Raw genomic sequence first — 25,627 nt, forward strand, 5'->3', positions numbered from 1 at the left:
TCACCGCTGCGACTAGGGGCCGCAAGAGCGCCCCTAAGTCTCGCTCCCTCTCCCGCCTGCGGGAGAGGATTTTGCGTTTGGGGTTATTGCTTTGTCATCGCCCGGGTCGACACCTTGGCGTTGCCGTCGGCTTCGATCGAGATCACGTGCTCGACCCCGCCCTCGCAGCGCGCGCGCCAGATCGAGCCGCTGTCGCCTTGCTGCTCGCTCGACGTGACGCCCTGACACGGTAGGCCGGCGTCGCGGATCGCGCGGATGAAGACGCCGTTGCGCTGCGCCACCGGCAGCGCCGCAACCGCGGCCTGATAATCGACACCATTCTCGGCGACCTTGGGCTTGGCGGGCGCGGGCGCCGGCGCGGGTTCGCTGCCGCAGCCGGCCAGCGCGAGCGCGGCGATCAGGGGGATGAATAGGCTGGTCTTCACATCGCTTCTCCTTCGACAACGACGTCGGCACCGCGGGGTGCATAGGCGCGCATGAAGCGGCTGGTGCCGCGCGCCGCGCGTTCGCGGATCATATCGAGCGTCGGTTCGGGAATCATCCCGAACATCAGCTCGATCTCGCAAAAACCCTTCCAGATGCCGACCAGATCCTCGGCGGCACGCTGCGGATCGTCGACCTCGAGCAGCCCGGCGGCATCGCCTTCGGCGATCAGATCGGCAAGCCGCCCGCGACACAAGGCGGGCCCGGCGCGGAAGAAGCGCTCAGCCAGCGCCGGGACCTGGGTGATCTCCTGCGCGAGCATCCGCTCAAAGACCGCGTGATCCTCGTGGAAGATGAAGGTCAGCAAGCCTTCGCCGAACAGGTTCAGCCGCTCCTCGAGCGACAGCCCGGCTTGCTCGTCGATCGAAAGCGCGCTGTCCATCCGCGGCATCTCGCCGCGAATGACCGCTTCGAACAATGTCTCCTTGTCGCCGAAGCGATTGTAGAGCGTGACCTTCGACACGCCGGCGCGCTGCGCGATGTCCTCGATCGTCGAGGCATTGAACCCGCGCTCGATGAAGGATTCGCGCGCTGCACCGATGATCGCGTCCTGCTTGGCAGGGTCGCGCGGCCGGCCTGGGCCGTTCTTGACCGGTTTGCCGCCGCAACAGGCAAGCGCCTTCAATCCGAAGCGACTCTGCTTAACGATCGTTCTTCCTTCCATGACCGTTCGTCCGGTCGATTCGACGGTTGGTCGCTATCTAGCGAACGCGCAAGCCCGGCTGTAGGTCCGTGCCCGCCCGATAGCGACCGACGTTTCTACGTCAGTGTTGATAGGCCTTGGGCAGCGCGCCTTCCTTGGGATCGAGATAGCGCTGGCGCAGCCGGGTCTGGCGGTTCTCCAGCGGCTGTTCGACGCCGTCGATGAATACCGTCGTCGCAGCGGTACCGACTTCTAGCGGGTCGCCGTCCCAGATCACCACGTCGCCGCGGCGGCCGGGACGGAGCGAGCCGATCTCGCCACCCAGGCCGATCGCCTCGGCGGGTTTCGAAGTGATCGTCGCGAACGCCTCGCCCCAGCTGAGGCCGGCGGCACCGGGAATTTTGGTCAGCGCGACCAGATTGCCGGCATATTGCTTCACCAGCCGCGCCTGGCGCGATTCATCGTCATTGATCTGGCCGATGCCGACGAGCACGCCCGCCGCCTTCAGTCTCCCGATGTTCGACTGGGTTGCCGCCAGTTGCTCGAACGAGGCGGGCAGATCGGCGAGCGCCGAGGCGATCACCGGGATCTGTGCCGCGGCGATTTCGCGTGCGACCATCCAGCCCTCGGTAGCGCCGACGAGCACCGGCTTGAGCGCGGGGAATTCGCGCTTGAGCGCGACGATCGTCAGGATGTCCGACGCGCGCTCGGCATGGACCAGCAACGGCATTTCGCCGCGCAGCACCGGCCCCAGCGCCTGGGCATCGGCGCGGGTGAGCAACGCGTCCTTGCCGCGATCATTGTAGCTCGCCGGGTTGGCGGCATAGGTGCGCGCCTCGAACAGCGCGTTGCGCAGCATCGCCATCGCGGCGGGGCGGCTTCCGCCGGCCTGCTCGGCGCCGGTCTGGCCCCATTCCATGAACTGGAACGCCTGGCCACGGGTGACCGGGTTCATGTCGCTGCCAAGGTCGATGACCGCGCCCTGGCCGGCAAAGATCGAACCGCGCGGATCGGGCGCGACGATCGCGCGGGTGATCCCCTCGGCACGGTTGACCGCGATCGGCCCCGATAGCGGGTTCACCGCCGAGGCGATATCGAGCGCGGCGTTGAAAGGCGACGTGGCGGCCGAGGAATCGTTGGTCTCGCTGACGCCGTCGACCTCGATGATCCCCATCCGGCTAAACCCCGCGACGATGCCGGGCGATACCCAGCGACCACCGGCATCGATCGTGCGCGCGCCCGCGGGCACCGCTCCGCCCGCGCCCGCCGAGACGACGCGACCGCCGCGAATGACGACGGTGCCGCCCTCGATCGGCGCCGAGCCGTCGCCGATGACCAGCTTGGCGTTGGTGATGACGACATCCTGGGCGGCGGCGGGAACCGCCACTGCAAGGGTGGTACCGGCGAGCAATGCCGCCGCAAAAGCAAGGGCGCGCATTACTTGGTGTCTCCTTCGCCGGGCTGGCCGAGTTCGAAATCGGATACCGGCCGCATCTTGGGGTTGTTGGCATCGTACATCAGCGCGCCGTCGATCCAGACGCGCTCGGGGCGGGTGTAGACGCTGAAGGGATCGCCGTTCCACAGCACGACATCGGCCATCTTGCCGGGCTTGAGGCTGCCGGTCTTGTCGGCGACGCCGAGCGCGGCGGCAGGGCCGATGCCGAGCCAGCGCCACGCGCGCTCCTTGGAGATGCCCATGCCCGCGCGGCGCGCGGCGTGCCATACCTTGGCGACTTCCTGGTTGAGCCGCTGGATGCCGTTGGCGTCGTCCGAATGGATCATCGCGCACGCGCCCTCATTTTCGAGGATCGCGAGGTTTTCGGTGACCGCGTCGTAGCTTTCCATCTTGAAGCCGTACCAGTCGGCCCACACCGCCGAGCAGGCATCATTGGCCTTGAGCAGGTCGGCGATCTTGTAGCTTTCGACCGCGTGGTGGAAGGCGGTGACCTTGTAGCCGAACTCCTTGGCCATATCCATGACGATGGCCATCTCATCGGCGCGGTAGCAATGGTTGTGGACGAGGATTTCGCCCGACATCACGCCGCGCAGCGTATCGAGCTGGATGTCGCGCACCGGGGCCTCGCCGCCGTCGGTTTCGTACTTGTCCCATTTGCGGCGATATTCGGCGGCCTTGGCCCAGGTCGCGCGGTTGACCGCGACATTGCCCATCCGGGTCGAGGGCGCGCGCCCCTTGCCGCCATAGACGCGCTTGGGGTTTTCGCCGCAGGCCATCTTGAAGCCATAGGGGGCATCGGGGAACTTCATCCCCTGCATCGTGCGCGCATAGACGTTCTTGAGCGTTACCGCGCGGCCGCCCATCAGGTTCGCCGAGCCGGGCAGGATCTGGAGCGTCGTCACCCCGCCATTGGCGAGCGCGCGGCTGAAGCCGGGGTCCTGCGGCCAGACCGAATGTTCGGCCCAGACTTCGGCGGTGATCGGCGAGGTCGCTTCGTTGCCGTCCGAATTGGCCTGGACGCCGGGCGAGGGATAGTCGCCGAGATGGCTGTGGACGTCGATGATGCCGGGGGTGACCCATTTGCCCTGCCCGTCGATCACCTGCGCATCGGCGGCGGCGATTTGCTGGCCGATCTCGACGATCTTGCCGTCGCGGAACAGCACCGCGCCATTGTCGATCCGTCCGCCTTCGCCGTCGAGGATCGTCACGTTGGTGATGAGCGTCGGCTGGCCGGGATAGGCGCGGTAGGTGGAGGGATAGGGGTTGTGGTCGAAACCCTTGCCCATGCCGGGTGCGGGCGCCTTCGCGCCCGAGGACGCCGTCTTGGGCCCGCCGGCGTCATTGGCGGCACAGCCGGCGAGGCCGACCGCGGCCAGGATCGTGATCGCGCTACGCATGTCGTTGCAGTCTCCCTGTCGTCTGTATCATTCAGGCAAATACCTGTTCGAGATCGTCGCCGCGCAGCCCCTCTTTCTGGGTGCGCAGCGTGTGATAGGCCGATGCCACCACCGCGGGCGGGATCATGCCGAGCAAGGCGGTGAGGACGGTATAGAGGACACTCGCGGTCTGGCCATCGCCGGTGATCGCGGCGATCCCGCCGATCATCGCCTGCGCCACCACCCAGAAGATCGCGCCGATGACCAGCAACAGCAGCAACTGCCAGCGCGCGCCCGCGGTGAGGTCTGCGCTGCGCGCGAAGCTGGCGAAGGCGCCGAGCCGCTCGGCGACCATTGCGGGGGTGACGACGAACCACAGACAGATCAGCACGAGCGCGGGGATGATGAAGAACACGAAGCCGATGCCGATCGCGAACCAGAAAAGGATCAGCAGCAGCACCGCCGAAGGGATGCGCGGCAGCACGCGCGCGAAGAGGCGCGGCAGGTCGATCGGCTGGCGGTCGAGCAGGTCGAGCGTGGCGGCGACCAGCAGCAAATTGCCGAGCTGGCCGATCGCAAGCGCGGCAAGCCCGACCAGCATCGCCGAGAAGAAGGACGGCACCTGGCTGACGTCCGAAACGCGGATCAGCAGCAGCGCCGCGACCATCGGCGCGGCACCGCTGACGAGCACCGTCACCGCGAACAGAAGCGGCGCCTGCGCGATCGCGCCGAAAGCGTCGCCGATCACCCGCGACAATTCGAAGCTCCAGCCGCGATTGGCAGCATTGCGCATCGCCATGCCGATCGCGACCGCCAGCGCCGCCGCAAGCAGCAGGAATGCGAGAATGATGATCGTGAACAACTCGCCCCCTTGAGCGTGCAGGGTGGAGCGAAAACCATTGCGTGTAAATCGCGAAGTGCCGCAAAAGGCACGGGTTGCCGCGCCGGCAGCTTGCGGAGTCGCGATTGCCCCCACCCGCCCCCGTGCCCGACGAAGTCGCGATCCGCGCGGCGCATGCGGCCGTGCGCGCGGACCCCGAGATTCAGTTCGACTTTCCGTGGCGGCGGATCGAGCCCGACCCCGAATCCCCCTGGCTGACCGCGCTCGGCGAGGCGTTGCAGCGCTTCTTCGTCGGGCTGGGGCCGGTGTGGGAAGTGATCTTCTGGGGAATGCTGGCGGTGTTGGCGGCGATCCTGGTGATCAGCCTGTTCCCGCCGGCGCGCGCCTGGGTGCTCGACCGGTTGCGGCGGCGGCCCGCGCCGATGGCCGAGGAAGGCTGGCGACCCGAAGCAGGGGCGGCGCGCGCGCTGCTTGCCGAGGCCGAGGCGCTGGCGGGGGCGGCGCGCTATGACGAGGCGGTGCGGCTGCTGCTCCATCGCAGCATCGAGGATATCGAGCGCTGGCGCGGCGGGGTGGTGCGCCCCTCGCTGACGTCGCGCGACATCGCCGCGGTCGACGTGCTGCCGGGCAATGCGCGCGCGGTGTTCGCGCGGATCGTTGCCTTGGTCGAGCGCGGGCTGTTCGCGCGGCGGCCTTTGGGCGTCGCGGACTGGCAGCGCGCACGCGACGATTATGCGGCGTTCGCGCTGTGAGCGACCCCATGACAGGGGCCAACCCTACCCCGTTCGGTTCGCGCGCGGGGATCGTGCTGACGGTGCTCGGCGCGCTGCTGCTGCTGGGCTTCCTGCTGCTGTCGGGCTTCGGCGAGGACATCAACCGGCAGGTGGGACGCGTCCCCGGCCCCGCCGCCAAGGGCGCGACGGGGTTCCAGGCGCTGCACGACATCCTGGCACGGACGCCTGGGATCGAGGTGCGGATGCTGCGCGAGCGCAGGGAGTATGCCACCGACGATCTACTGATCCTGACCCCCGATCGCAGCGTCACTGCCGCCGATCTGGGCGAGATCATCCGCCAGCGCATCGAGCATCCGACGCTGATCATCCTGCCCAAATGGCAGACCGAGCGCGACGGGCTGACAGGCACGCGCGAGCGGCGGACCGATGCGATCGATTTCGGCGCGGGGCGGATCGGCGCGATGCTGAGCAACGTCGCCGAGACCAGCTACGACCGGATGCCGGGGGTGCGCCGTCCGCAGAACCAGAACGACCTGCCGAGCTTCGGTCCGGTCGAGCGGCCCGCGACGATCAGCGGGCGCGCGATCACGCCGTTGGTGTCGATCAACCGCGGCGGCGCGCTGCTCGCGCGCGTTGCGGGCAGCGACACCTACATCCTCGCCGATCCCGATCTGGCGAACAATTACGGCATGCGCGATCCGCGGAACGCCGTCGCGATGGTCGCCGCGCTCGAATCGATGGGGATCGCCGCGCCGGGGCGGATCGCGTTCGACCTGACGCTGCATTACCGCCCCGGCGACCGCAACCTGGTGAAGCTGATGTTCACCCCGCCCTTCATCGCGGTGACAATCGCCTTGCTCGCCGCCGCCGCACTCGCGGGCTGGGCGAGCATCGCGCGCTTCGGGCCGCCGCTGCGCGACGCACGCGCGCTGGCGTTCGGCAAGGCGGCGTTGCTCGACACCGTGGCGGCGCTCACGCGCGCGGCGGGCAAGGCGGGCGCGGGCGGCGGCGCCTATGCCGATACGATGCGCGATTGGCTGGGGCAGCGGATGCGCGCGCCGGGGCATCTGCACGGCGAGTCGCTGGCGGCGTGGATCGAGGCGCAGCGGCCGGGCTATGCCGCGCGTGACCAAAGGCTGCGGCGCGCAGGCCACGAAAGCGAATTAGTGTCGGCGGCGCAAGGCCTACACGACTGGCGACAGGAGACAGCATGACCCTCGACGAAGTCCGCAGCCTTGGCGAGGCGATCGACGCCGAAATCGCCAAGGCAGTGGTCGACCAGCGCGACGTCGTTCGCTTCCTGCTGGTCGCGCTGTTTTCGGCGGGGCATGTGCTGCTGGAAGGCGCGCCGGGCACCGCCAAGACGCTGCTGGCGCAGAGCTTCGCGCGCACGACGGGACTCGATTTCGGGCGGATCCAGTTCACCCCCGATCTGATGCCCGGGGACATCGTCGGATCGAATCTGTTCAATTTCCAGACCAGCCAGTTCGAGCTGACCCGCGGGCCGGTATTCTGCGAATTGCTGCTGGCCGACGAGATCAACCGCACCCCGCCCAAGACGCAGGCGGCGCTGCTCGAGGCGATGCAGGAGCGCGCGATCACGCTCGACGGGCGGACCGAGCGGCTGTCCGAGCGCTTCACGGTGCTGGCGACGCAGAATCCGATCGAGCAGCAGGGGGTGTATCCGCTGCCCGAGGCGCAGCTCGACCGGTTCCTGTTCAAGATCGCGATCGGCTATCCTTCGGAAGCGAGCGAACGCGCGATCGTTGCGCAATACGGCAAGCGCACCGGCACGCCGCGGCCCGAGGACAGCGGCGTCGGCGAGGTCGCTAGCGTAGCGCAGGTGGCGGCCGCGATCGAGGCGGTGCGCGGGGTGACGCTCGCCGATCCGGTGATCGACTATATCGTCGCTTTGGTGCGCGCGACGCGGACGCATCGCGACTGCGCGAGCGGGGCATCGCCGCGCGCGGCGGCGGCGCTGGCCGGGGCGGCGCGCGCGGCAGCAGCGCTCGACGGGCGCGATTATGTCATCCCCGACGATGTGAAGGCGCTCGCCCCCGCGTTGCTGCGCCATCGCATCCTGCTGTCCCCCGCCGCTGAGATCGACGGGCGGCAGGTCGACGACGTCGTCGCCGAGCTGATCGAGGCGACCGAGGCGCCGCGTTGATCTATCCCACCCAGCGCGCGGCGATGTTGGTCGCGGTGGCGGCGCCGGTGGCGTTGGCGCTGGGGGTGGCGGTGCCCGGCGGCTGGGTCGCGGCGCTGGGGTGGGTGATCGTCGTGGTGGCGGCGGTGTTCGTCGATGGGTTGCTTGCGCCTTCGCTGGCGGGTGCGGCGATGGTGGACGCGCCGGCGATGGTGCCGGTCGGGGGGCGGGTTTTGCTTGCGCCTGCGATTGCGGGTGGGGGGCGAGCCGAGTTCGCGGCTGAGGTAAGCGAACCACTCGAGAGGACACGCCATCCCCTCCCCGTTCGTGCTGAGCTTGTCGAAGCACCGTCCTTCGCTTCGAAGAACAGAACGGCCCTTCGACAAGCTCAGGGCGAACGGGGAGAGGATATCCCCCAGCAATCAGACGGCAGCGAGGATGGCGCGCTATCCTACACCGCCCCACGCCGCGGGACCGCGCGTGTCTCGGCGCTCTGGGCGCGCCGCCGCGGCCCGCTCGGTTTCGCGTGGCGGCAACGCAGGATCACCACCGACACCGCGATCCGCGTCGTTCCCGACATCCGCCCGACGCGCGAACAGGGGATGCGGCAATATCTGCGCAGCACCCAGTTCGGCAGCCGGATGCGCGCCGAAAGCGGCGACGGGCAGGAATTTCAGGCGCTGACCGATTTCCAGCCGGGGATGCAGCGCCGATCGATCGACTGGAAGGCGTCGGCGCGACATTTGTCGCTGCAGGCGCGCGAATATCGCACCGAGCGCGACCATGCCGTGGTGCTGGCGATCGATTCGGGACGCGCGATGGCCGATCCGGTCGAGGGGGTGCCGCGGGTCGATCGCGCGGTGTCGGCGGCGCTGCTCGCGGCGTTCGTCGCGCTCAAATCGGGCGACCGGGTGCGGCTGTTCGGTTTCGCCGCACGGCCACAGGTCGACAGTGGATCGCTGACCGGCGCGCGCAGCTTCGCCAGCCTGCACGCGCACGCCGCCGACATCGATTATGGAACGGGCGAGAGCAACTACACGCTGTCGCTGACCGCGCTCGACCAACGGCTCGACCGGCGATCGTTGGTGGTGGTCTTCACCGAATTCACCGATCCCACCGCCGCCGAATTGCTGCTCGCGGCGGGCCAGCGGCTGCTCAAGCGGCACCGCGTGCTGTTCGTGCTGTTCCACGATGTCGAGCTCGAAGGCTTCGTCGCGGCGCGGCCGGCGAGCGCCGACGACGTGACGCGCGCCAATGTCGCGCAGGCGCTGCTGCGCGAGCGGCGGATCGTGATCGAGCGGGTGAAGCGGCTGGGGATCGAGGTGATCGAGGCCGATCCGCAGGCGATGCCGCTGGCGCTGGTCGAGCGGTATCTGGCGCTGCGGGAGCGCGGGTGATGGGGGGTGGTTGCAATCCTCGCCAGCGCCCTACGCTGATCCTCCCCCGCAGGGGGAGGGAGACCGCGAAGCGGTGGAGGGGGTTCGCCCCAGGCGGATCGCTCGCGGCCAGCCCCCTCCACCAGCCTGCGGCTGGTCCCCCTCCCCCCCTGGGGGAGGATTTTTGCGCATGAAGCCCGCGACTACCCCCTTCTTCACCACGCGGAATTTCCGCGCCGAGCGCGAGGGTGACTGGGCTCGGCTCGAGGCGTTGCTCGACATCGTCGAGAAAAGATCGGCTAGGCGCCTCTCATCCGACGAGCTGGTCGAGCTGCCGCGCCTCTACCGCGCGACCTTGTCGGCGCTGTCGATCGCGCGCGAAACCTCGCTCGACGCGAGCCTGGTCGGCTATCTCGAGAGCCTGGCGACGCGCGCCTATTTCATCCTCTATAGCGGGCGGACGCCGATGCGGCGCCAGCTGCTCGGCTTCTTCGCGCGCGGCTGGCCGCGGGCGGTGCGCGGGATGGTGCCCGAGATCTTGCTCGCGCTGGCGCTGTTCGCGGCGAGCGCGGTGGCGGGCTATGCCTTGGTCGTCGCCGACCCGGCCTGGTTCGCCGGCATCGTCGATGAAGGCATGGCGAGCGGGCGCAACATGGAGGCGAGCGCGGCGTTCCTGCGCGACACGCTGTATGGCGCGCCGAAGGATAGCGGGCTCGAGGTGTTCGCGACGCAATTGTTCACGCACAATTCGCAGATCTCGATCCTGGTGTTCGCGCTGGGCTTTGCGTTCGGGGTGCCAACGATGCTGCTGCTGGCGTCGAACGGCGCGCTGATGGGGGCGTTCTTTGCGGTCTATGTGCCGCACGGGCTCGGCTGGGGGCTGCTCGGCTGGCTGTCGATCCACGGCACCACCGAGATTTTCGCGATCCTGATCTCGGCGGGCGCGGGGTTCCATATCGGGCGCGCGGTGGCGTTTCCCGGGCAGCGCACGCGGATGGCGGCAGCGTCGGAGGCGGGGCGGCGCGCGGCGATCGCGATGATCGGGGTGGTGGTGATGCTGCTGGTCGCCGGGCTGCTCGAAGGCTTTGCACGGCAGTTGGTCCGCACCGACGAAGCGCGCTTCGCGATCGCGCTGACGATGCTGGCGGGGTGGGTAGCGTATTTCGCGTTCGGAGGGCGGACGCGTGGCCAAGGCTAAGCGAATCGGGCTCGAACGGCGGCTGGTGACGCCCGAGGGAGTGACACTGCAGCTCAAGCTCGCGGGGTCGGGTGCGCGTGCGGGGGCGTTCCTCATCGATGCGCTGGTGATGCTCGCGATCCTGATCGGCACGACGCTGGCGCTGTTCGCCTTCCATGCCGGCCTGGGCAGCGCGTTCGGCAGCCTGTTGCTGATCTTGTGGATGCTGGGCTTCTTCGCGCTAAGAAACTTCTATTTCATCCTGTCCGAAAGCGGCGCGCGCGCGGCGACGCTGGGCAAGCGGGTGATGCGGTTGCGGGTGATCGCGCGCGACGGCGGGCGGCTGACCGGCGGCGCGATCGTCGCGCGCAACCTGATGCGCGAGATCGAGATCTTCCTGCCGCTGATGTTCACCGCCTATAGCGCGTCGCAGGGGATCGGCGATCGCTGGGCGGGCGCGGCGGGGTTGCTGTGGGCGGCGATCTTCCTGTTCTTCCCTGCCTTCAACCGCGACCGGCTGCGCGCGGGCGACCTGATCGCGGGAACCTGGGTGATCGAGACGCAGCGGCGGCGGATCGGTACCGACCTGCTCGCCGCCGCCCCAATAGCGGCAACGACGCCCTTCAGCGATGCCGAGCTCGACGCCTATGGCCAATATGAGCTGCAGAAGCTCGAGGAGGTGCTGCGGCGCGACGACCGCGATTCGATCACCACCGTCGCGGCGGCGATTCGGCGGCGGATCGGGCGCGACGACATGCCCGACGACCGCCAGTTCCTCGACGCCTATTATGCAGCGGTTCGGCTGCACCTCGAGCGCAAGCTGCTGTTCGGGCAGAGGAAACGCGACAAGTTCGACGCTGCCGCGTGACCACCCACGTCATGGGACCGCGACCTTTAGTCATGGACGCTTGACATTCTTGCATGATATGGCACTTTGTCATGGTCGCCTGACATAAGGTCAGCTAGACATGGCAGGGGAACCGGCCGGAGTGTGGATGAAAAATCGCCTGAAAGTGCTGCGCGCCGAACGGGACTGGAGCCAAGCCGAGCTTGGCGGCCGGCTGGGGGTGTCGCGCCAGGCGGTGAACGCGATCGAGACGGGGAAATACGACCCCTCGTTGCCGCTGGCGTTCAAGATCGCACGCCTGTTCGATGCCCCGATCGAGGAGATTTTCGATGACGAGCATGGGGGTGAAGATGCGTGACGGCCCGATCGGCACCGGGGAACAGGCGGCGCGGTTGCGGCAGCGACGAGTTCGCCGCCTGTTTGCCGCCTTGGCTGCAGCGGGGTTCGTCACGGGGCTGGCCATGGCGTTGGTCGAAGACGATACCAAGGGACCGGCGGCCGGGGTCGGAGCGCTCTCACCGGCCTTCGCGATCGGTGCCGTCGTCCTTGGCGTGATCGCGATCCTGTGGGGCGGGCTGCGCTATTGGCAGAGCACCGATGAGCTCGACCGCCGCGACAATATGCTGGCGTCGATGATCGGCCTGAACCTGTACGCGCTCACCTACCCCGCATGGTGGACGTTGTGGAAAGGCGCGCTCGTTCCGGCCCCCAACGGCGAGATCATTTTCATGGCCACCGTGATCGTCACGGCGATCAGCTATGGCTGGCTCAAATATCGCAACTGATCGCGGCGCGATCGCAGGGAGAATGACGATGAAAATGACGTTGCTGAAAGTGGGAACGGCGCTCTGGCTCGCCGCCCTGCCCGCGATCGCGGCGGCGCAGACCGCGCCTGCCGCGCCGGCGCTCACCGCGGCACCGCCCGCCGCCGCTGCCGCACCCTCGGTCGATGCCGATCCCGCCTTGTGGGCGGTGCGCGACGAGGACACGACGATCTATCTGTTCGGCACGATCCATGTGCTCAAACCCGGCCTGTCGTGGTTCGACGATGCGGTACGCCGCGCGTTCGACCAGAGCGACCAAGTCGTGCTCGAGCTGGTCGCGCCCGAGCCGGCGGCGATGCAGGGGCTCATCATGAAGCTGGCGGTCAACCCGACCGGGCCGACGCTGACCGAGAAGCTGCCCGCCGACAAGCGCGAGGCCTATGCCAAGGCGGTGACCGGGCTGGGGCTGCCCGCCAACGCGTTCGACCGGCTCGATCCGTGGTTCGCCTCGGTCAACCTCAGCCTCCTGCCGCTGCAGAAGCTGGGCTACGACCCCACCCAGGGGGTCGAGGCGCAGGTGAGCGCGGCGGCCAAGGCGGCGGGCAAGCCGGTGATCGGCCTCGAAACCGCCGAGGAGCAATTGGGCTTTTTCGACGCGTTGCCGCAGCCGGCGCAAGTAAGGCTGCTGGTATCGACGGTCGATGAGCTCGACGGGCTGGGGCCGATGATCGAGACGATGGTCGGCGCCTGGGCCAAGGGCGACCCCGAGGCGCTGGGCAAGCTGATGAACGACAGCCTGCGCGAGAGCCCCGAAGTCGCCAAGGTGCTGCTGAACGACCGCAACGAGCGTTGGGCCGACTGGATCGAGAAAAGGCTCGAAACCCCGGGAACGGTGTTCATGGCGGTCGGCGCGGGGCATCTGGCGGGATATGACAGCGTGCTCGCCAAGCTCACGACGCGCAAGGCCAAGCTGGTGCGGCTGGCGTATTGAGGCCCCAGGTCCGTTCGTCCTGAGTAGCGACTGAGCGGAGGCGAAGGCGCGTATCGAAGGACTTGCCCCAAGCGGGCCGGTGCTTCGATACGCCGCACGAACGGTGGGCGGGGTTAGCTACGCCCCAGATAGTGCGATTGCGCGGCATCGGTCGCCTGGATCGCCAGTACCGAGCGCGCATCGCCCGCGGTGCGCGGGCGGCCGGTGCGGTCCGACGAGGCGTCGATCACCCGGTCGAGCAGCGCCTGGCCTTCGGTCCACCAGCCGATGCCGCTCGCGGCGTTCAGATGCCCCTGCGCGCCGGCGTCGACGAAGTGGCTGCCCCAGGCATCGGCGAGGTTGTGCGCCTGCGCGATGTCGATCCACGGGTCGTCGGTGCTGGCGACCACGATCGACGGGAAAGGCAGCAGCTGGCGCGGCGACGGCGCGAAGGCCTTGAGATCGGGATGCGCGTCGGCGCGATCGACATCGGCGGGGGCGACGAGCAACGCGCCCGCGACCGGCCAGCCGAAGGGCTGCGGCGACAGCGCCGCCCACCAGGCGACCGCGAGACAGCCGAGGCTGTGCGCCGCGAGCACGACCGGCGCGCGAGTGGCGCGGATCGCCTGGTCGAGCTTGGTCACCCAGGCGTTGCGATGCGGGGTGTTCCACATGCCGAGGTCGACGCGCGTCGTGTCGGGCCGCGATTCCTCCCACAAGCTCTGCCAGTGCGAGGGCCCCGAGCCGCCGAGGCCGGGCACCGTCAGGACCACCGGGGCAGCGGAGTCGATGTCGGAAAAGATACCCATTTGCCGTCTCCAGTCTAAAAGGGCGGCGAAGGCGCGACCGGCGGACGCTCTAGGGGACGGACGACAGTCTCGCCTCCACCGTCATCACAGGTAATTCCTACTTACCTGGTATGCAATAGCCGCGCGGCCAATCGAGGGTTGCGTGCGCCCGATCGAATGTGGGTGGAGAAACGGTGTGGCCAACAAGATGCGCGTGGACCAGATGCTCGTCGATCGCGGGCTGGCCGAGAGCCGCACGCGCGCGCAGGCGCTGGTGATGGCGGGGCTGGTGTTCGCGGGCGATCGCAAGGTCGAGAAGCCGGGCCAGCCGTTCGCCGACGACGTCGTTCTCGACGTCCGCGGGCGCGACCATCCCTGGGTATCGCGCGGCGGGGTGAAGCTGGCGCATGCGCTCGCGCATTTCGGCTGGGGGGTCGAGGGCGCGGTGGCGATCGATGTCGGGTCGTCGACTGGGGGGTTCACCGATGTGCTGCTCACGAACGGCGCGGCGCGAGTCTATGCGGTCGATTCGGGGACCAACCAGCTTGCGTGGAAGCTGCGGCAGGATCCGCGCGTGGTGGTCCACGAACAGACCAGCGCGCGGATCCTGACCGCCGCGCACATCGCCGAACCGATCGACTTGGTGGTGTGCGATGCAAGCTTCATCGGGCTCGCCAAGGTGCTCGATCGGCCGCTGTCGTTCGTTCGCCCCGGTGGGCGGCTGCTGGCGCTGATCAAGCCGCAGTTCGAGGCGGGGCGCGGCGAGGTCGGCAAGGGCGGCGTGGTGCGCGACCCTCAGATCCACGCGCGGGTGTGCGACGAGGTTTCGGGCTGGCTGACGGGGATCGGCTGGACGGTCGAGGGGGTGGTCGAAAGCCCGATCACCGGCCCCGAGGGGAATGTCGAGTTCCTGATCGCTGCGAGCCTGCTCGATCCCAAGGCGACTCGAGCGTAAACTTTCGGCCACTCAAGAAGAAGGGCACTTCGACAAGCTCAGGGCGAACGGAATTGGCGGGTGCGCCTGAAGAAAACCGTCCCATCGCGGTGCGATACGGATCATTTCATCGCATCGCGTCTTGGTTTAGGGCGGAGCGCCGCGCGGGTGCGGTTCGACGAGAAGGAACGGCATGCGCGAATTAGCGTCACGGGGCCAGTTGCGACTATCCTTCCTGCGCTGGGCGGTCGTTACCGTTCCCGCAGTTGTGTTGTTGGGGTTCCTGTCGGGCCGGATCGCGCCGACGGGCTCGGAAAACGCCTGGTACATGGCGCTCGCCAAACCCGAATGGCAGCCGCCCGGCTGGGCATTCCCCGTGGCTTGGACGACGCTGTACGTCCTGATGGGGCTCGCGCTGGCGATCATCCTCAACGCGCGCCGGGCACGCGGACGCGGGCTCGCTATTGGCTTGTTCATCCTGCAGTTGCTGGTGAACCTCGCATGGGCGCCGCTGTTCTTCGGCGCGCATCTGGTGAGCCTTGCGGTGATCCATATCGCGGTCATCCTGGTGCTGGCGATCGCCAGCACCTTCGCGTTCGCGCGCGTGCGCAGCCTGGCGGCGTGGCTGATGGTACCGTATCTGTGCTGGATCAGCTTCGCGCTGCTGCTGTCATGGGAGATCGATCGGCTCAATCCCTATGGCGAAACCCTTGTGCCGTCGGGCGCGTCCACCCAAATCGAGCTTTGAACGCTTCGAGGATAGAACCATGCAGACCGAAAACCGCCTGTTCGACGATTTCGCCAAGATCCTGAATGGCGCCGCGGGCACCATCGCCGGCATGGGCCGCGAGGCCGAAGGCGCCGCGCGCGAGCGTGCGCGCGAATGGATCGGCGGGCTCGACTTCGTTGCACGCGACGAGTTCGACGCGGTCAAGGCGATGGCCGCCGCCGCGCGCGACGAGAACGACGCGCTGAAGGCGCGGATCGACGCGCTCGAAGCCAAGCTGGCACCGCCGCCCGCGATTTGAGCAACCGTCCACAGGTTTCTGGCCGTCCTCCCCGCAACCCGCTTGCGCGGGGGACGGCGGCGCGACACGATTTGCACCGGGCACCCGGGCCGTGCAAAGGATGACCATGCTCGAAGAAGCCGAGTTCGACCGCGACGATGCGGCACCCATCGACATGCTGGAGAGCTATTTCGCCGCGCATGGCTGGAGCCATGAGCGCGACGACGACGAGATCGTCGCGAAGGTGAAGGGCAGCTGGGCCGAATATGAGCTTCGCGCGATCTGGCGCGAGGACGACAATGTCCTGCAATTCCTGGCCTTCCCCGACGTCCGCGTCGCCGACGAACGCCGCGCGACGATCTATGAGACGATGGGGCTGGTCAACGAACAGCTCTGGATCGGCCATTTCGAGCTCTGGTCGACCAGCGGCATCCTGCTGTACCGCCACGCCGCGATGATCGACGGCGAAGGCGGCGGCACGCTGACGCTCGACCAGGCCGAGATGCTGATCGAAAGCGCGATCGACGAATGCGAGCGCTTCTATCCGGTGTTCCAGTTCGTGCTGTGGGGCGGAAAGACCCCAAAGGAAGCGATCGCCGCATCGCTGATCGAGACGCAGGGCGAGGCGTGAACGGCGACGCGATGCCGACATTGTGGCTGGTCGGCGCGGGCAACATGGGCGGCGCAATGCTGCGCTGCTGGATCGCCAGCGGGTTGCCCGCGGCCAAGGTGACAGTGATCGATCCGGGCAGTCCTTCGGTACCCGAGGGTGTGGCCGTGATGGCGCAGGCGCCCGATGGCCCGCTGCCCGAGATCGTCGTGCTCGCGGTGAAACCGCAACTGATCGACCAGGCGCTGCCGAGCCTTCGTAAGGGCGCCGCGCCGGTACCGTTGCTGGTGTCGATCCTTGCCGGGGTCGAGGTATCGACGCTCGCCGAGCGCTTTGCCGCCGATGCGGTGGTGCGCGCGATGCCCAATCTGCCCGTCGCGATCGGCAAGGGCGTGGTGGCGCTGCATGGCGACGCGGGCGGGCGCGCCGCTGCCGAGGCGCTGATGGCGCCGCTCGGGCTGTTCGAATGGATCGACGACGAGGCGCTGTTCGACGTCGTCACCGCGCTGTCGGGCAGCGGGCCCGGCTTCACCTATCGCTTCATCGATGCGCTCGCGCGGGGCGGCGCGGCGCTCGGGCTGCCCGCCGACCAGGCGCTGCGGCTGGCGCGCGCGACGGTCGAGGGGTCGGCGATCCTGGCCGCTGGCGCAAGCGAGAGCCCCGTCGTGCTGGCCGACCGGGTCGCCAGCCCGGGCGGATCGACGCGCGAGGGGCTCAACGTCCTCGACGCCGACGATGCGCTGGTGACACTGGTCACGCGCACGCTCGAGGCGGCGACCCGCCGCAATGCCGAGATGGCCGCCGCCGCGCGCGGCTGAGGTCGACGGAACGCCGCTTGCCCCGACCCGTTGTCCGGTCAGACGGATTTGCAACGGAGGCACCCATGACGACGACCACCACCATCGACCGCGATAGCGAAGGTCGTACCGCCAAGCCCGACAAGCCCAATCTGGGCCTGCTGGCGGGCGCGGCGACCGCGGGTGCGGCGCTGGGCATGCTCGCGATGATCGGCCGCAAGGCCGCGGTGCAGGCGCCGAGCGCGCTGGCGCGCGACTGGGTCGAGGCGCTGACGCTCGAGCACAAGGCGGTGCTCAAGATCTTCGACGCGCTCGAGGCGACCGATTCGCGCAACACCACCAAGCGGGCGATGCTGCTGGCGCAGATGAAGCACGCACTGGTGAAGCATGACGTCGAGGAATCGAGCGTGATCTACCCGGCGCTGCGCGAGGCGGGACAGGTGGAGGCGGCCGATCACCTCACCAAGGATCACGGCTATGTGAAGCAGCATCTCTACGACCTCGACAACAGCCCCAAGGATTCGCCCGATTTCCTGATCAAGGTGCGCAAGTTCCGCGCCGATATCGAGCAGCACATGACCGAGGAAGAGACCGAGCTGTTCCCGGCATTGCGCGCGCAGTTGTCGGAGGAGAAGAACAAGCACCTGACGAGCGCGATGAACAAGGAAGGCTTCAAGGTGGCGTGACGCTTGCCCCCTCCCGTTCGCGGGAGGGGATTTAGCGGCCGAGCATCGCGATGCGCGCGCGTTCCTCGTCGGGGATCAGCCCTTCGAGCACCGCCCAGAAGCCGCCGACCGCGCCCTGCCCCGCGCTGGCATAGGCCGCAGACAAGCGCTCGCGCAGTTGGTCGAACAACGCGGTCTCAAGCGCGCTACCCTCGGCGGTCAGCCGCAGCAGGCGCTGGCGGCGGTCACGATCCCCGGGGCGCATCTCGACCAGCCCGCGTTCGGTGAGATCGCCGAGCACGCGGCCGAGCGACTGTTTGGTGATCGCCAGCAATGCCAGCAACTCGCTCACCGTAAGCCCCGGCTGGCGCGCAATGAAGTACAACGCGCGGTGGTGCGCCCGCCCCAGCCCTTGCGCCGCCAACGCATCGTCGACCGAGCGCGTGAGGTGGCTATAGCCGAAATAGAGGAGCTCGATCCCCTTGCGGATTTCGGGTTCGCGCAGGAACAAGGGCGAGGCGGTACGCAGCGGATCGGGGATCGTTGGGCCAGCCATGTTGACCTGTTTTGGCAGCGCCCCTACCGTTCGGCAACCCTTGGCCATGGCGCTCCCATGGCGCTTTGACGCTGGATGCCCCCGATGCTCGATACCGCCACCCTGCCCTTCACGATCGAACCAAATGCCAATCCGGTCGCGGCGAGCGAGCGCGAGGCGCTGCTGGCGAATCCGGGCTTCGGGCGGGTGTTCACCGATCATATGGCGATGATCCGCTGGAACACCGAGCAGGGCTGGCACGACGCGCGGATCTGCCCGCGCGCGCCGCTGCAGATGGATCCGGCATCGTCGGTGCTGCATTATGCCCAGGAGATTTTCGAAGGGCTCAAGGCCTATCGCACCGACGATGGCGGCGCGACCTTGTTCCGCCCCGATGCCAATGCGCGACGCTTCGCCGAATCGGCGCGGCGGATGGCGATGGCCGAATTGCCCGAGGCGCTGTTCCTCGAATCGATCCGCGCGCTGGTCCGTGCCGACCGCGCCTGGCTGCCGAGCATCGACGGCGGATCGCTGTACCTGCGCCCGTTCATGATCGCGAGCGAAGTGTTCCTGGGGGTGAAGCCCTCGGCCGAATATCTCTACATGGTCATCGCCTCGCCCGCGGGCGCGTATTTTAAGGGCGGCGCCCCCTCGATCACCGTGTGGGTGTCGGACGATTTCACCCGGGCCGCGCCCGGCGGCACCGGCGCTGCCAAGTGCGGCGGCAATTATGCCAGCGGGCTGCTCGCACAGGCCGAGGCGATCCGCGAGGAATGCGACCAGGTGGTGTTCCTCGACGCGGTCGAACGCCGCTATGTCGAGGAACTGGGCGGCATGAACACCTTCTTCGTGATGGACGACGGCAGCCTGCAGACCCCGCCGCTGGGGGGAACGATCCTGCCCGGCATCACCCGCGATTCGATCCTGACGCTGGCGCGCGACGCCGGCATGACGGTGCGCGAGGCGCCGTATGCGATCGACCAATGGGAAGCCGATGCCGCCAGCGGCCGACTACGCGAGAGCTTCGCCTGCGGCACCGCGGCGGTGGTGACGCCGATCGGCCGCGTGCGCGGCACGTCGCGCGATTTCCGCATCGGCAATGGCGGGCCGGGCGAGGTGACGACGCGGCTTCGCGCGCAACTGGTCGCGATCCAGCGCGGCCAGGCGCCCGATCCACACGGCTGGGTCGAATACCTGGCCTAAAGCCCCTTCCCTAACCCGCGTGCGCGGTTATAAGCGCACGCCTTGCTGGGGCGTCGCCAAGTGGTAAGGCAGCGGCTTTTGATGCCGCCATGCGCAGGTTCGAACCCTGCCGCCCCAGCCAAATTTTCTGCTAAGTGCCTGATATAACTGGCTAACCCCGGTTCGGACGTCCCAGCGTGTGCATTCGACTGTGCCAATGGGCTGTCCGAGGAGATCATGTACCTTGGCCTCACTCCAGCATATTTATCGCCGCGGCCATATTTTCTGGTGGCGCAGAGTTCATTTTTCGTTCCATAATAAGCCTATTGATGTTCGCCTGTCGCTCGGAACCCCCGACCGGCTGCAGGCACGGAACCGGGGCGCGGCGTTGACCGCGTCCTATGATCGGGTGGTTATTATGCTGAACCAACGCATGCGCGCCGAGCGCGACCTGACTGAGCGCGAGCTGCAGAAGATCGCCCGCGACATGTATGAGGCACGTCTCGCGGAGCTCTGCACGCAGCAACGTGCAGCGCCGGGCGATGCTGAGCTCATGTCTGCCGCCAACAATGCCTATGTCGATTACTTCGAACGGCTGGCCCGGATGGGCGGCCACCTCTCCTTCATGTCCGACGAGGAGGACCGGCTGCGGGCTGAAGGCTGGGACGAGCGCCGGGTTGCCGACCTGCGCCAGACGATTGGGCTGCGCGAAGAGCGCGGGATCACGCCCATTCGACGAAGCGACATAGACTGGCATCTTGGGAAGGCTGGTCTTGAACCCGATGACTATCTTCGCTGGAAGGTCGAGCTGGCGCTCTACACCGCCTATCGGGATGCGTACGTCGATGCCGACCGCCAGCTCCAATCCGGATCAGGCTTTCACGCAGTGGAAGCCCCTGAACCTCCCCCCACGCCGATCCCAAGCGGCGATACGGAAGCGCTCGCCATTCCCGAACGCTGGCGCACATGCACGCCGACCCAAGCCGCCGAATGGATGATCGAGGAGACACCGCGGCTGTTGGATCACCGCCGGGATGGCAAGCGATCAAAAGACAGCGTCGGAGAGCAAACACTTCGGCAGATCCGCTGGGCAGCGACGCTGTTGGAGAAATCGCTGCCGCCAGGCACGCCTCTTTGGAAGGTGACCAAGAAGGAGATCATCGACCTCGATCGATGGTTCGATCAGCTTCCGGTGCATTTCGGTAAATCAATCCACGACAGGGATCCTGCGCGGTCGCTCGAAGCCGCCGCCGCTGACGCTGTCGAACGGATCGATACCGGCCACCTCGCGCCCGAAGACGTCGGCTTCTCGACGGGGACGACGAACAAGCATTTCAACAAGCTTGGTCAAATCCATAAATTCATGCGCAATCAGGTCGACGTGGTCGCGCCTATCGACTTTGGTGACTTCACCCTGCCCATCGACGAGGACGAGCGCGAGGCCCGCAAGCGCTACACGCGCGAACAGGGCGAGGCGATCTTCCGGCTGGCGCTATGGACGGGATGCGTTGGAACGCGCGATCGGCTGCAGCCGGGCAACACCGTCATTCACGACGGGCTGTTTTTCGTGTTGCTGCTAGTCTGGTACACCGGGGCGCGGCGCGAAGAACTATGCAAGCTAATGCTCGACGACATCGAAGAGCGGCACGGCATCGCCTACATCCTGATCCGAGCAACCGAAACTGGCCGAATAAAGAACAAGTCGGCGCGCAGGGTCGTTGTGGTGGCGGACGAACTCGTCCGCCTCGGGTTCATTCGCTACGTCGAGGCGATGCGCCTTGCTGGCGAGACGCTGCTGTTCCCAGAGTTGATGCCGGGCGGTGATACGAAGCGGAAGTTGGGCGACGTTTTCTACAAGCTTTGGTGGATCTATCTGAAGCCGTTGGTGCCCGGCCTCGTTCGCGGTCAGGCTATGCACTCAGCGCGTCACATGGTGGCGGACGAACTGAAGGACCAGGAGGTCTTCATCGAGTTCCGCAACGATCACCTCGGTCATCGGGGTAAAGGCGAAGGCGAAACGCGTTATCCTTCAGCCGCTTCGCTCCAGAGGCTTCGAGAATTGGTGGCTAAAATTCCCGTCGTCACGTCCGGCATACCCGATCAGGAGTCGATCAACCTACTTCCCGTGAGTATGCGCCAGGCGCGACCTACACGGCAAACGAGCGACCGGTAGATGAGGGCGGCCCATCATGTATCACCAAGTTGTGCGTCGCTCAGCGCAAGTTATTGGGTCCCGGCGCCGGAGCGGGTTGGGTAGCGGCCTACGAGGCGGCGCGCGGGCTCAGTTGCTGCCGGTGAAGTTCTGCGCGGTGAAGTTGCCTGACGTGGCCGAATTGGCCTTTGTTCGTAACCGATGTCGTGTATGCGTCCGGCGAAGGCCGCTTTGTGGGGCGGACGAAAGACCGCTCTTAAATGCGCTCGCATGAGCGCGCTTAGGGGCGGTAAGGCATATAATACGGATTTTCGGCCATTTTGTTGGGACGATCGTGGCGCAAGAAAAATCGATCGCCGGTAAGGCGCTAGTGTTGAAGCCTTTTCAACCCGTGGCATCGGGACGTAAAAATATCTTGCTGGTTTCCCTTGTGTAGATAAGATGTAAGACATTGTCCATTACGGACAGCCTGTAACTGTGAGCGTCATTGTAAAAGGTAGTTGCTCGAAGGCGAGCCCTCCTGTGTGCCGACTTTTCGCGGACTCGAATGACGAAAGTGCTGAAAATGGGCCGAAAGACGCTTTGTGCGGTTTTCCTGCTTACAGTTCCCGCCTTGGTCGGCTGCTGTCTGACAGGCAGGCCTGTAGTAAGCGAAAATCAAGGCTGGCCCGATGCAGGTTGTCGCCGTCTTGGCGACGATTATAAAGTCGATCCCGTGCGAACAATTGATTCGGGATTGAAAATGTTCCGTGAAAACATGCTCCCACAGGCGCGAAATACCGGGCGTAGATTTCCCGGCTATTCGACGTGGATGACTGAGGTGGGCGAGGCTATACGGCGTCACGAAGAAACAGAAGCGACCGACGCAAGTTCAGCAGCCCAAGCTGAGTTTGACCAGTGGACGCCGAAATTTAACCGACCTCCGTTTAGTTTGGATCAGCCGCAGATACAAGATATGGAAAAGGTTGCGGCGATTAAAGCTCAAACCGAGTTCAGGCTGATGGCGAAGAGTCTGACGGGTAGGCTAAGGTGCCAAACCGACGATACGCGTGAGGCGGCGGCCAATCATTTTTACGCAAACTATAAAATCGATGATTGATCCTTACGCCGGACAGGGATGATACTGTTATGCTGCGCTGCTTAAAGGCGTCACGATTTAAACGTTTATTATCAGCGTGATGATCTTTCGAATATGGGCAAGACGCTTTATTAAATGATGGACCGTTCTGGAAATCCGCGCGATCTAGCAGAATGACGGCAGAATCATCCATTGGTGTCGGCCATTTGCCGAAAGACTGGTGGTCATAGGCTGTACTTTGCCACTTTCGATTTGAATACGCTTGCGGCCTTTTTATATTTGAAAACTTTAACAATAAAGTTGATGCGGTCGAACTCGCTTTAGCTGAAACCGGGGGGTGTTATGAAAAAGTCGTCTTACGTGCTTTCGGCGGGATTCAGCCTAACACTTCTCGGGGGGTGCGCCGGTGAACCCGCCTTTGAGAGAGGCATACAGGTCCAATGGGCGGACGACGTCGGTACAGTCGCTATATCCAAGCATGGTGATCCGATCGAGTGGGATGAGGTTGCGACGGATCTTCAGCCCAACTTCAAATTGGACAGCGCCACAGCACTCGCAAACGCGATGCCAATCACGCAGTCGTTCGACGAACGCCTTTTTGATGCGCTAACTGCAAATGTTCAGGCCGGCCTACCGGGCGTCACCAGCCTGCGGACTACTAACGAAGTCACAGACGCGGAAACCGGCGAGATTGTAACAACGGTAGACAATACGCGGACACGGCAGACCGGGACCGTTCCCGCTCCCGCCGGACTTACTCCAACAGGCGCCGCCGCTCTCACTGCGCTCGCGAGCCCCACCTTCGGCGACGACCCGATGCTGCGCTACCTAGCAGCTACTGCCCTGCTGCAGGAGGTTGCGCTACTGAACAGGTACATAAAGGACCAGGTGCGCTGGCCGGGCTCGCAGGCGTTTGTCGTGCGCCTTCAACTCAACGTCGCGCCGAATGCAAGATCGATGCCGTACGACGTCGAGGCTGACATCACCATTCACTCGGAGGACGAGCAGAGCCGGGCTGGGCTGGCGCTACCAACCCAGTCGCTTGCTAGATCTCTTGAAAACGGGGCGACTCCGGGCATGCCTACGGCGGCCGCGGCTATCGCCGGCCGACAATCCGAATGCGCCGCTGGGAGTTATGACACCTTACAGGTGCTGCCAATGATTGTTACCGACAATTTAGAGGGCATGAAGGCGGCACGTTCGGCAGACAACGTCCGACAGCTCGCACTTTCTATGCTTGGCACTGCGGGCAATGTGGGGTTGGGCGGGCAGTTTGGCCGGACATCAGAGGCGCTCCGCCGCAGCGAGGGACGCGAAACCAACAGCCTTATGACTGTCGCCAAGCTCAGCGACGACACGGTTCGGGTGCGTCTCGGAGCGGTCCAGAGCCCGCGTTACGGCTATGTTATGTCTGAGCGGAACCACTTCGTATCGCTCGTCGTAGTTGTTCGACCTTGCATCAACTCTAAAGGAACAGCCTTCACTGGCGACGGCGAGCGCAATCTAACTGTGGTTTCGCGAACGAACTTCCGCGATGGCGCGACGGGCCGCTCCCTCCCGTACCGACCGGGAACCGCTCGGCTAATGGAACAGATCAGCCACATCCAGGAGCAGTTCGTCGGTCAATTCAACTACCTTGAGCTCGCCCAAATGTACCAGTGGGTCACGAGTCAGAACCGCTCGAAGTTCTACGATTACGTGGTCGGCAAGCACTTGAGTGCTAGTATGTGTAAGCCCGGCAGGTTCAAGAAGCTATTCGGCGTACAGCGGGCGTACGCGCTGGATCAGGACGATTATATAAAGTTGCTGGAAGGGAAGGGCTACAGGCGAGGTGATGATGGAAAAGTGCTCGATGCGTCCGGAAGCGGCGTGGACCTACGGTTCGCTGCCTCAGACCCGATGTGCCTATCGCTGGCCCGGCTGCGCTACCAAATGGTAGCCGCCCCTCTCTGGACCGAACTCCAGAGTGTCAGGCCGACGGGTCAGTTTGCCTTTACAAACGTTCCTGTCAGGCTCAGGCAACGGAAGCCCGCGCTCCCGCCCAAGCAGCAAGTCCTAGTGAATCTAACAAGCGGGGATTCGACCGTTACCATTCCACTTGGACAGGATATGCTCGAGTTCCGGGCGGCTCAGCTAATGCTCGTCGAAGGAAGTGGTCCCCCGATACCCGCATCCACCGCCACTATCGCGGCCAACGGGCGCTCTGTTACAGGGTCCTTCCAGCCGCTTGCGCGGTTTGGAATCAAGCCGACAGCGGACTCAGAGGCGACCGGCCAAGCTGGTGGGACTGCCTCCACAACCGCCGGAATCCAGCGTCTATACCAGTTAAAGCTTTCAATGACTTATCCGAACGGGCAATGTCCTGACGACAAAGCCATCAAGGACGGCGATGTCTGTGTACAGGAGTACCCTGTTCGCTTTTTCGACGCAACCAAGGCGTCTACTACGACTCCGTTCACCTTGGGGGCTACGGCCACGGGCATCGTTGCTGACCCGGCGAAAGGCTTGGGGAAACTCATCGTAGTTGTAGGGACGTCAAATGCCGCCGCGTCGGCGGACAAGCTCAAGCTCTCCGTTGAGGGCGCGCAGGTCAACACCGCCACCGCAAGGGGTGGCTCAGCCCTTAAGCTAGATGGCAACGGATGGAAGGTAGCAGGAGCGGGCGAGATTGTCCTCGACCTTGAAAACCTGATCCCCAACACGGTTGTCAAAGTTACACTCAAAGATGGTCCCGCTACCGCAGGAACTGTTAGCACAAGCGTGATTTCGGCCGCGTCCAGCAAGGGTAGCTGAACCCAAGCGGGGCGGGCTGATTTTAAAGGCTAGCAGCCGGTCAACCCGCCATACGGTTCTTCCTAGTTTAGAAGGTAGAATTTATGAATTTAAGCGCACGCGAATGCTGTCGGCTAAAGTAGATCTCATATCCCTGGTGCCCTAGCCGTATGGGCTGTCGGGCGTTTCTATAATTAGGGCCCGTTCTCCTGCGCTCAATCTGGCCGATCGCCTTGAGAGCAAAAGGACCCCAAGCAAGCCAACCGATTGGCTGAGCATCCGTTGCGGCGGAAG

General features: G+C 65.7%; 26 protein-coding genes and 1 tRNA gene. 20 read left to right on the forward strand and 7 right to left on the reverse strand.

The genetic code is table 11. The features are described from left to right. Window positions 1-83: 83 nt before the first annotated feature. The 5 genes from NMP03_RS07065 to NMP03_RS07085 form a co-directional block, all read right to left on the reverse strand. Complete coding sequence (locus tag NMP03_RS07065; protein ID WP_256507780.1) at window positions 84-425, reverse strand: hypothetical protein; 342 nt, start codon at window positions 423-425, stop codon at window positions 84-86. Next, entirely contained in the window at window positions 422-1,147 is a 726-nt protein-coding gene (locus NMP03_RS07070; protein ID WP_256507781.1) for a TetR/AcrR family transcriptional regulator, read from the reverse strand. The genes NMP03_RS07065 and NMP03_RS07070 overlap by 4 nt, the downstream gene beginning before the upstream one ends. 100 nt (window positions 1,148-1,247) lie before the next feature. Then, complete coding sequence (locus NMP03_RS07075; protein WP_256507782.1) at window positions 1,248-2,564, reverse strand: amidohydrolase family protein; 1,317 nt, start codon at window positions 2,562-2,564, stop codon at window positions 1,248-1,250. Continuing rightward, entirely contained in the window at window positions 2,564-3,979 is a 1,416-nt protein-coding gene (locus NMP03_RS07080; RefSeq protein ID WP_256507783.1) for an amidohydrolase, read from the reverse strand. The genes NMP03_RS07075 and NMP03_RS07080 overlap by 1 nt, the downstream gene beginning before the upstream one ends. 31 nt (window positions 3,980-4,010) lie before the next feature. Beyond that, window positions 4,011-4,820: a hypothetical protein gene (locus NMP03_RS07085; protein ID WP_256507784.1), complete on the reverse strand. Its 810-nt coding sequence runs from the start codon at window positions 4,818-4,820 to the stop codon at window positions 4,011-4,013. A 104-nt stretch (window positions 4,821-4,924) separates the two neighbouring features. Between NMP03_RS07085 and NMP03_RS07090 the strand changes: the two genes are divergently transcribed. The 9 genes from NMP03_RS07090 to NMP03_RS07130 all read left to right on the forward strand — a co-directional run bounded on the left by NMP03_RS07090 (window position 4,925) and on the right by NMP03_RS07130 (window position 12,834). Further along, complete coding sequence (locus NMP03_RS07090) at window positions 4,925-5,551, forward strand: hypothetical protein (RefSeq protein WP_256507785.1); 627 nt, start codon at window positions 4,925-4,927, stop codon at window positions 5,549-5,551. 8 nt (window positions 5,552-5,559) lie between these two features. Further along, a complete protein-coding gene (locus tag NMP03_RS07095) occupies window positions 5,560-6,747 on the forward strand; it encodes a hypothetical protein (RefSeq protein WP_256507786.1) in 1,188 nt (395 codons plus the stop codon). Beyond that, window positions 6,744-7,700 (forward strand): AAA family ATPase, encoded by a 957-nt coding sequence (locus tag NMP03_RS07100; RefSeq protein WP_256507787.1) that lies wholly within the window; start codon window positions 6,744-6,746, stop codon window positions 7,698-7,700. The genes NMP03_RS07095 and NMP03_RS07100 overlap by 4 nt, the downstream gene beginning before the upstream one ends. Further along, window positions 7,697-9,076 carry a DUF58 domain-containing protein gene (locus tag NMP03_RS07105; protein ID WP_256507788.1) on the forward strand — a complete coding sequence of 460 codons (1,380 nt, stop codon included), beginning with the start codon at window positions 7,697-7,699 and terminating at the stop codon, window positions 9,074-9,076. The genes NMP03_RS07100 and NMP03_RS07105 overlap by 4 nt, the downstream gene beginning before the upstream one ends. Before the next feature lie 169 nt (window positions 9,077-9,245). Continuing rightward, entirely contained in the window at window positions 9,246-10,253 is a 1,008-nt protein-coding gene (locus NMP03_RS07110; RefSeq protein ID WP_256507789.1) for a stage II sporulation protein M, read from the forward strand. After that, window positions 10,240-11,100, forward strand: a complete 861-nt coding sequence (locus NMP03_RS07115) for an RDD family protein (protein WP_256507790.1) — start codon at window positions 10,240-10,242, stop codon at window positions 11,098-11,100. Before NMP03_RS07110 ends, NMP03_RS07115 begins: the two co-directional genes overlap by 14 nt. A gap of 127 nt (window positions 11,101-11,227) precedes the next feature. After that, window positions 11,228-11,437 carry a helix-turn-helix transcriptional regulator gene (locus NMP03_RS07120; protein WP_256507791.1) on the forward strand — a complete coding sequence of 70 codons (210 nt, stop codon included), beginning with the start codon at window positions 11,228-11,230 and terminating at the stop codon, window positions 11,435-11,437. Beyond that, complete coding sequence (locus NMP03_RS07125; protein ID WP_256507792.1) at window positions 11,409-11,864, forward strand: hypothetical protein; 456 nt, start codon at window positions 11,409-11,411, stop codon at window positions 11,862-11,864. Before NMP03_RS07120 ends, NMP03_RS07125 begins: the two co-directional genes overlap by 29 nt. 22 nt (window positions 11,865-11,886) lie before the next feature. Further along, window positions 11,887-12,834, forward strand: coding sequence for a TraB/GumN family protein (locus NMP03_RS07130; protein WP_256507793.1), 948 nt, complete (start codon window positions 11,887-11,889; stop codon window positions 12,832-12,834). 113 nt (window positions 12,835-12,947) lie between these two features. On the opposite strand, the gene NMP03_RS07135 is transcribed toward NMP03_RS07130, so the two are convergent. After that, window positions 12,948-13,622 carry an RBBP9/YdeN family alpha/beta hydrolase gene (locus NMP03_RS07135; RefSeq protein WP_256507794.1) on the reverse strand — a complete coding sequence of 225 codons (675 nt, stop codon included), beginning with the start codon at window positions 13,620-13,622 and terminating at the stop codon, window positions 12,948-12,950. Window positions 13,623-13,824: 202 nt separating this feature from the next. On the opposite strand from NMP03_RS07135, the gene NMP03_RS07140 reads away from it, so the two are divergent. The 6 genes from NMP03_RS07140 (at window position 13,825) to NMP03_RS07165 (ending at window position 17,635) form a co-directional block, all read left to right on the forward strand. Beyond that, window positions 13,825-14,556, forward strand: a complete 732-nt coding sequence (locus NMP03_RS07140) for a TlyA family RNA methyltransferase (RefSeq protein WP_256508046.1) — start codon at window positions 13,825-13,827, stop codon at window positions 14,554-14,556. A 172-nt stretch (window positions 14,557-14,728) separates the two neighbouring features. Continuing rightward, entirely contained in the window at window positions 14,729-15,283 is a 555-nt protein-coding gene (locus NMP03_RS07145) for a TspO/MBR family protein (RefSeq protein WP_256507795.1), read from the forward strand. Window positions 15,284-15,302: 19 nt separating this feature from the next. Next, window positions 15,303-15,563, forward strand: a complete 261-nt coding sequence (locus NMP03_RS07150; protein WP_256507796.1) for an accessory factor UbiK family protein — start codon at window positions 15,303-15,305, stop codon at window positions 15,561-15,563. 100 nt (window positions 15,564-15,663) lie between these two features. Beyond that, window positions 15,664-16,173 (forward strand): YbjN domain-containing protein, encoded by a 510-nt coding sequence (locus NMP03_RS07155; RefSeq protein ID WP_455153314.1) that lies wholly within the window; start codon window positions 15,664-15,666, stop codon window positions 16,171-16,173. A gap of 11 nt (window positions 16,174-16,184) precedes the next feature. Then, complete coding sequence (locus tag NMP03_RS07160; RefSeq protein ID WP_256508047.1) at window positions 16,185-16,970, forward strand: pyrroline-5-carboxylate reductase family protein; 786 nt, start codon at window positions 16,185-16,187, stop codon at window positions 16,968-16,970. Window positions 16,971-17,035: 65 nt separating this feature from the next. Then, window positions 17,036-17,635 (forward strand): hemerythrin domain-containing protein, encoded by a 600-nt coding sequence (locus NMP03_RS07165; protein ID WP_256507798.1) that lies wholly within the window; start codon window positions 17,036-17,038, stop codon window positions 17,633-17,635. Window positions 17,636-17,666: 31 nt separating this feature from the next. Here NMP03_RS07165 and NMP03_RS07170 read toward each other — a convergent pair whose 3' ends face one another. After that, entirely contained in the window at window positions 17,667-18,170 is a 504-nt protein-coding gene (locus NMP03_RS07170; protein WP_256507799.1) for a MarR family transcriptional regulator, read from the reverse strand. 84 nt (window positions 18,171-18,254) lie between these two features. On the opposite strand from NMP03_RS07170, the gene NMP03_RS07175 reads away from it, so the two are divergent. The 5 genes from NMP03_RS07175 (at window position 18,255) to NMP03_RS07195 (ending at window position 25,354) form a co-directional block, all read left to right on the forward strand. Further along, complete coding sequence (locus tag NMP03_RS07175) at window positions 18,255-19,352, forward strand: branched-chain amino acid aminotransferase (RefSeq protein WP_256507800.1); 1,098 nt, start codon at window positions 18,255-18,257, stop codon at window positions 19,350-19,352. Window positions 19,353-19,398: 46 nt separating this feature from the next. Then, window positions 19,399-19,473, forward strand: a tRNA-Gln gene (locus NMP03_RS07180). 102 nt (window positions 19,474-19,575) lie between these two features. After that, complete coding sequence (locus NMP03_RS07185; protein ID WP_256507801.1) at window positions 19,576-21,504, forward strand: site-specific integrase; 1,929 nt, start codon at window positions 19,576-19,578, stop codon at window positions 21,502-21,504. A gap of 526 nt (window positions 21,505-22,030) precedes the next feature. Continuing rightward, the gene (locus tag NMP03_RS07190) at window positions 22,031-22,582 is read left to right on the forward strand and encodes a hypothetical protein (protein WP_256507802.1); all 552 of its coding nucleotides are present in this window, start codon (window positions 22,031-22,033) and stop codon (window positions 22,580-22,582) included. A gap of 321 nt (window positions 22,583-22,903) precedes the next feature. Then, complete coding sequence (locus NMP03_RS07195; protein WP_256507803.1) at window positions 22,904-25,354, forward strand: hypothetical protein; 2,451 nt, start codon at window positions 22,904-22,906, stop codon at window positions 25,352-25,354. Window positions 25,355-25,627 lie beyond the last annotated feature (273 nt).

Origin of the sequence: Sphingomonas qomolangmaensis, from assembly GCF_024496245.1 — a bacterium.
Taxonomy (GTDB): Bacteria; Pseudomonadota; Alphaproteobacteria; order Sphingomonadales; family Sphingomonadaceae; genus Sphingomonas; species Sphingomonas qomolangmaensis.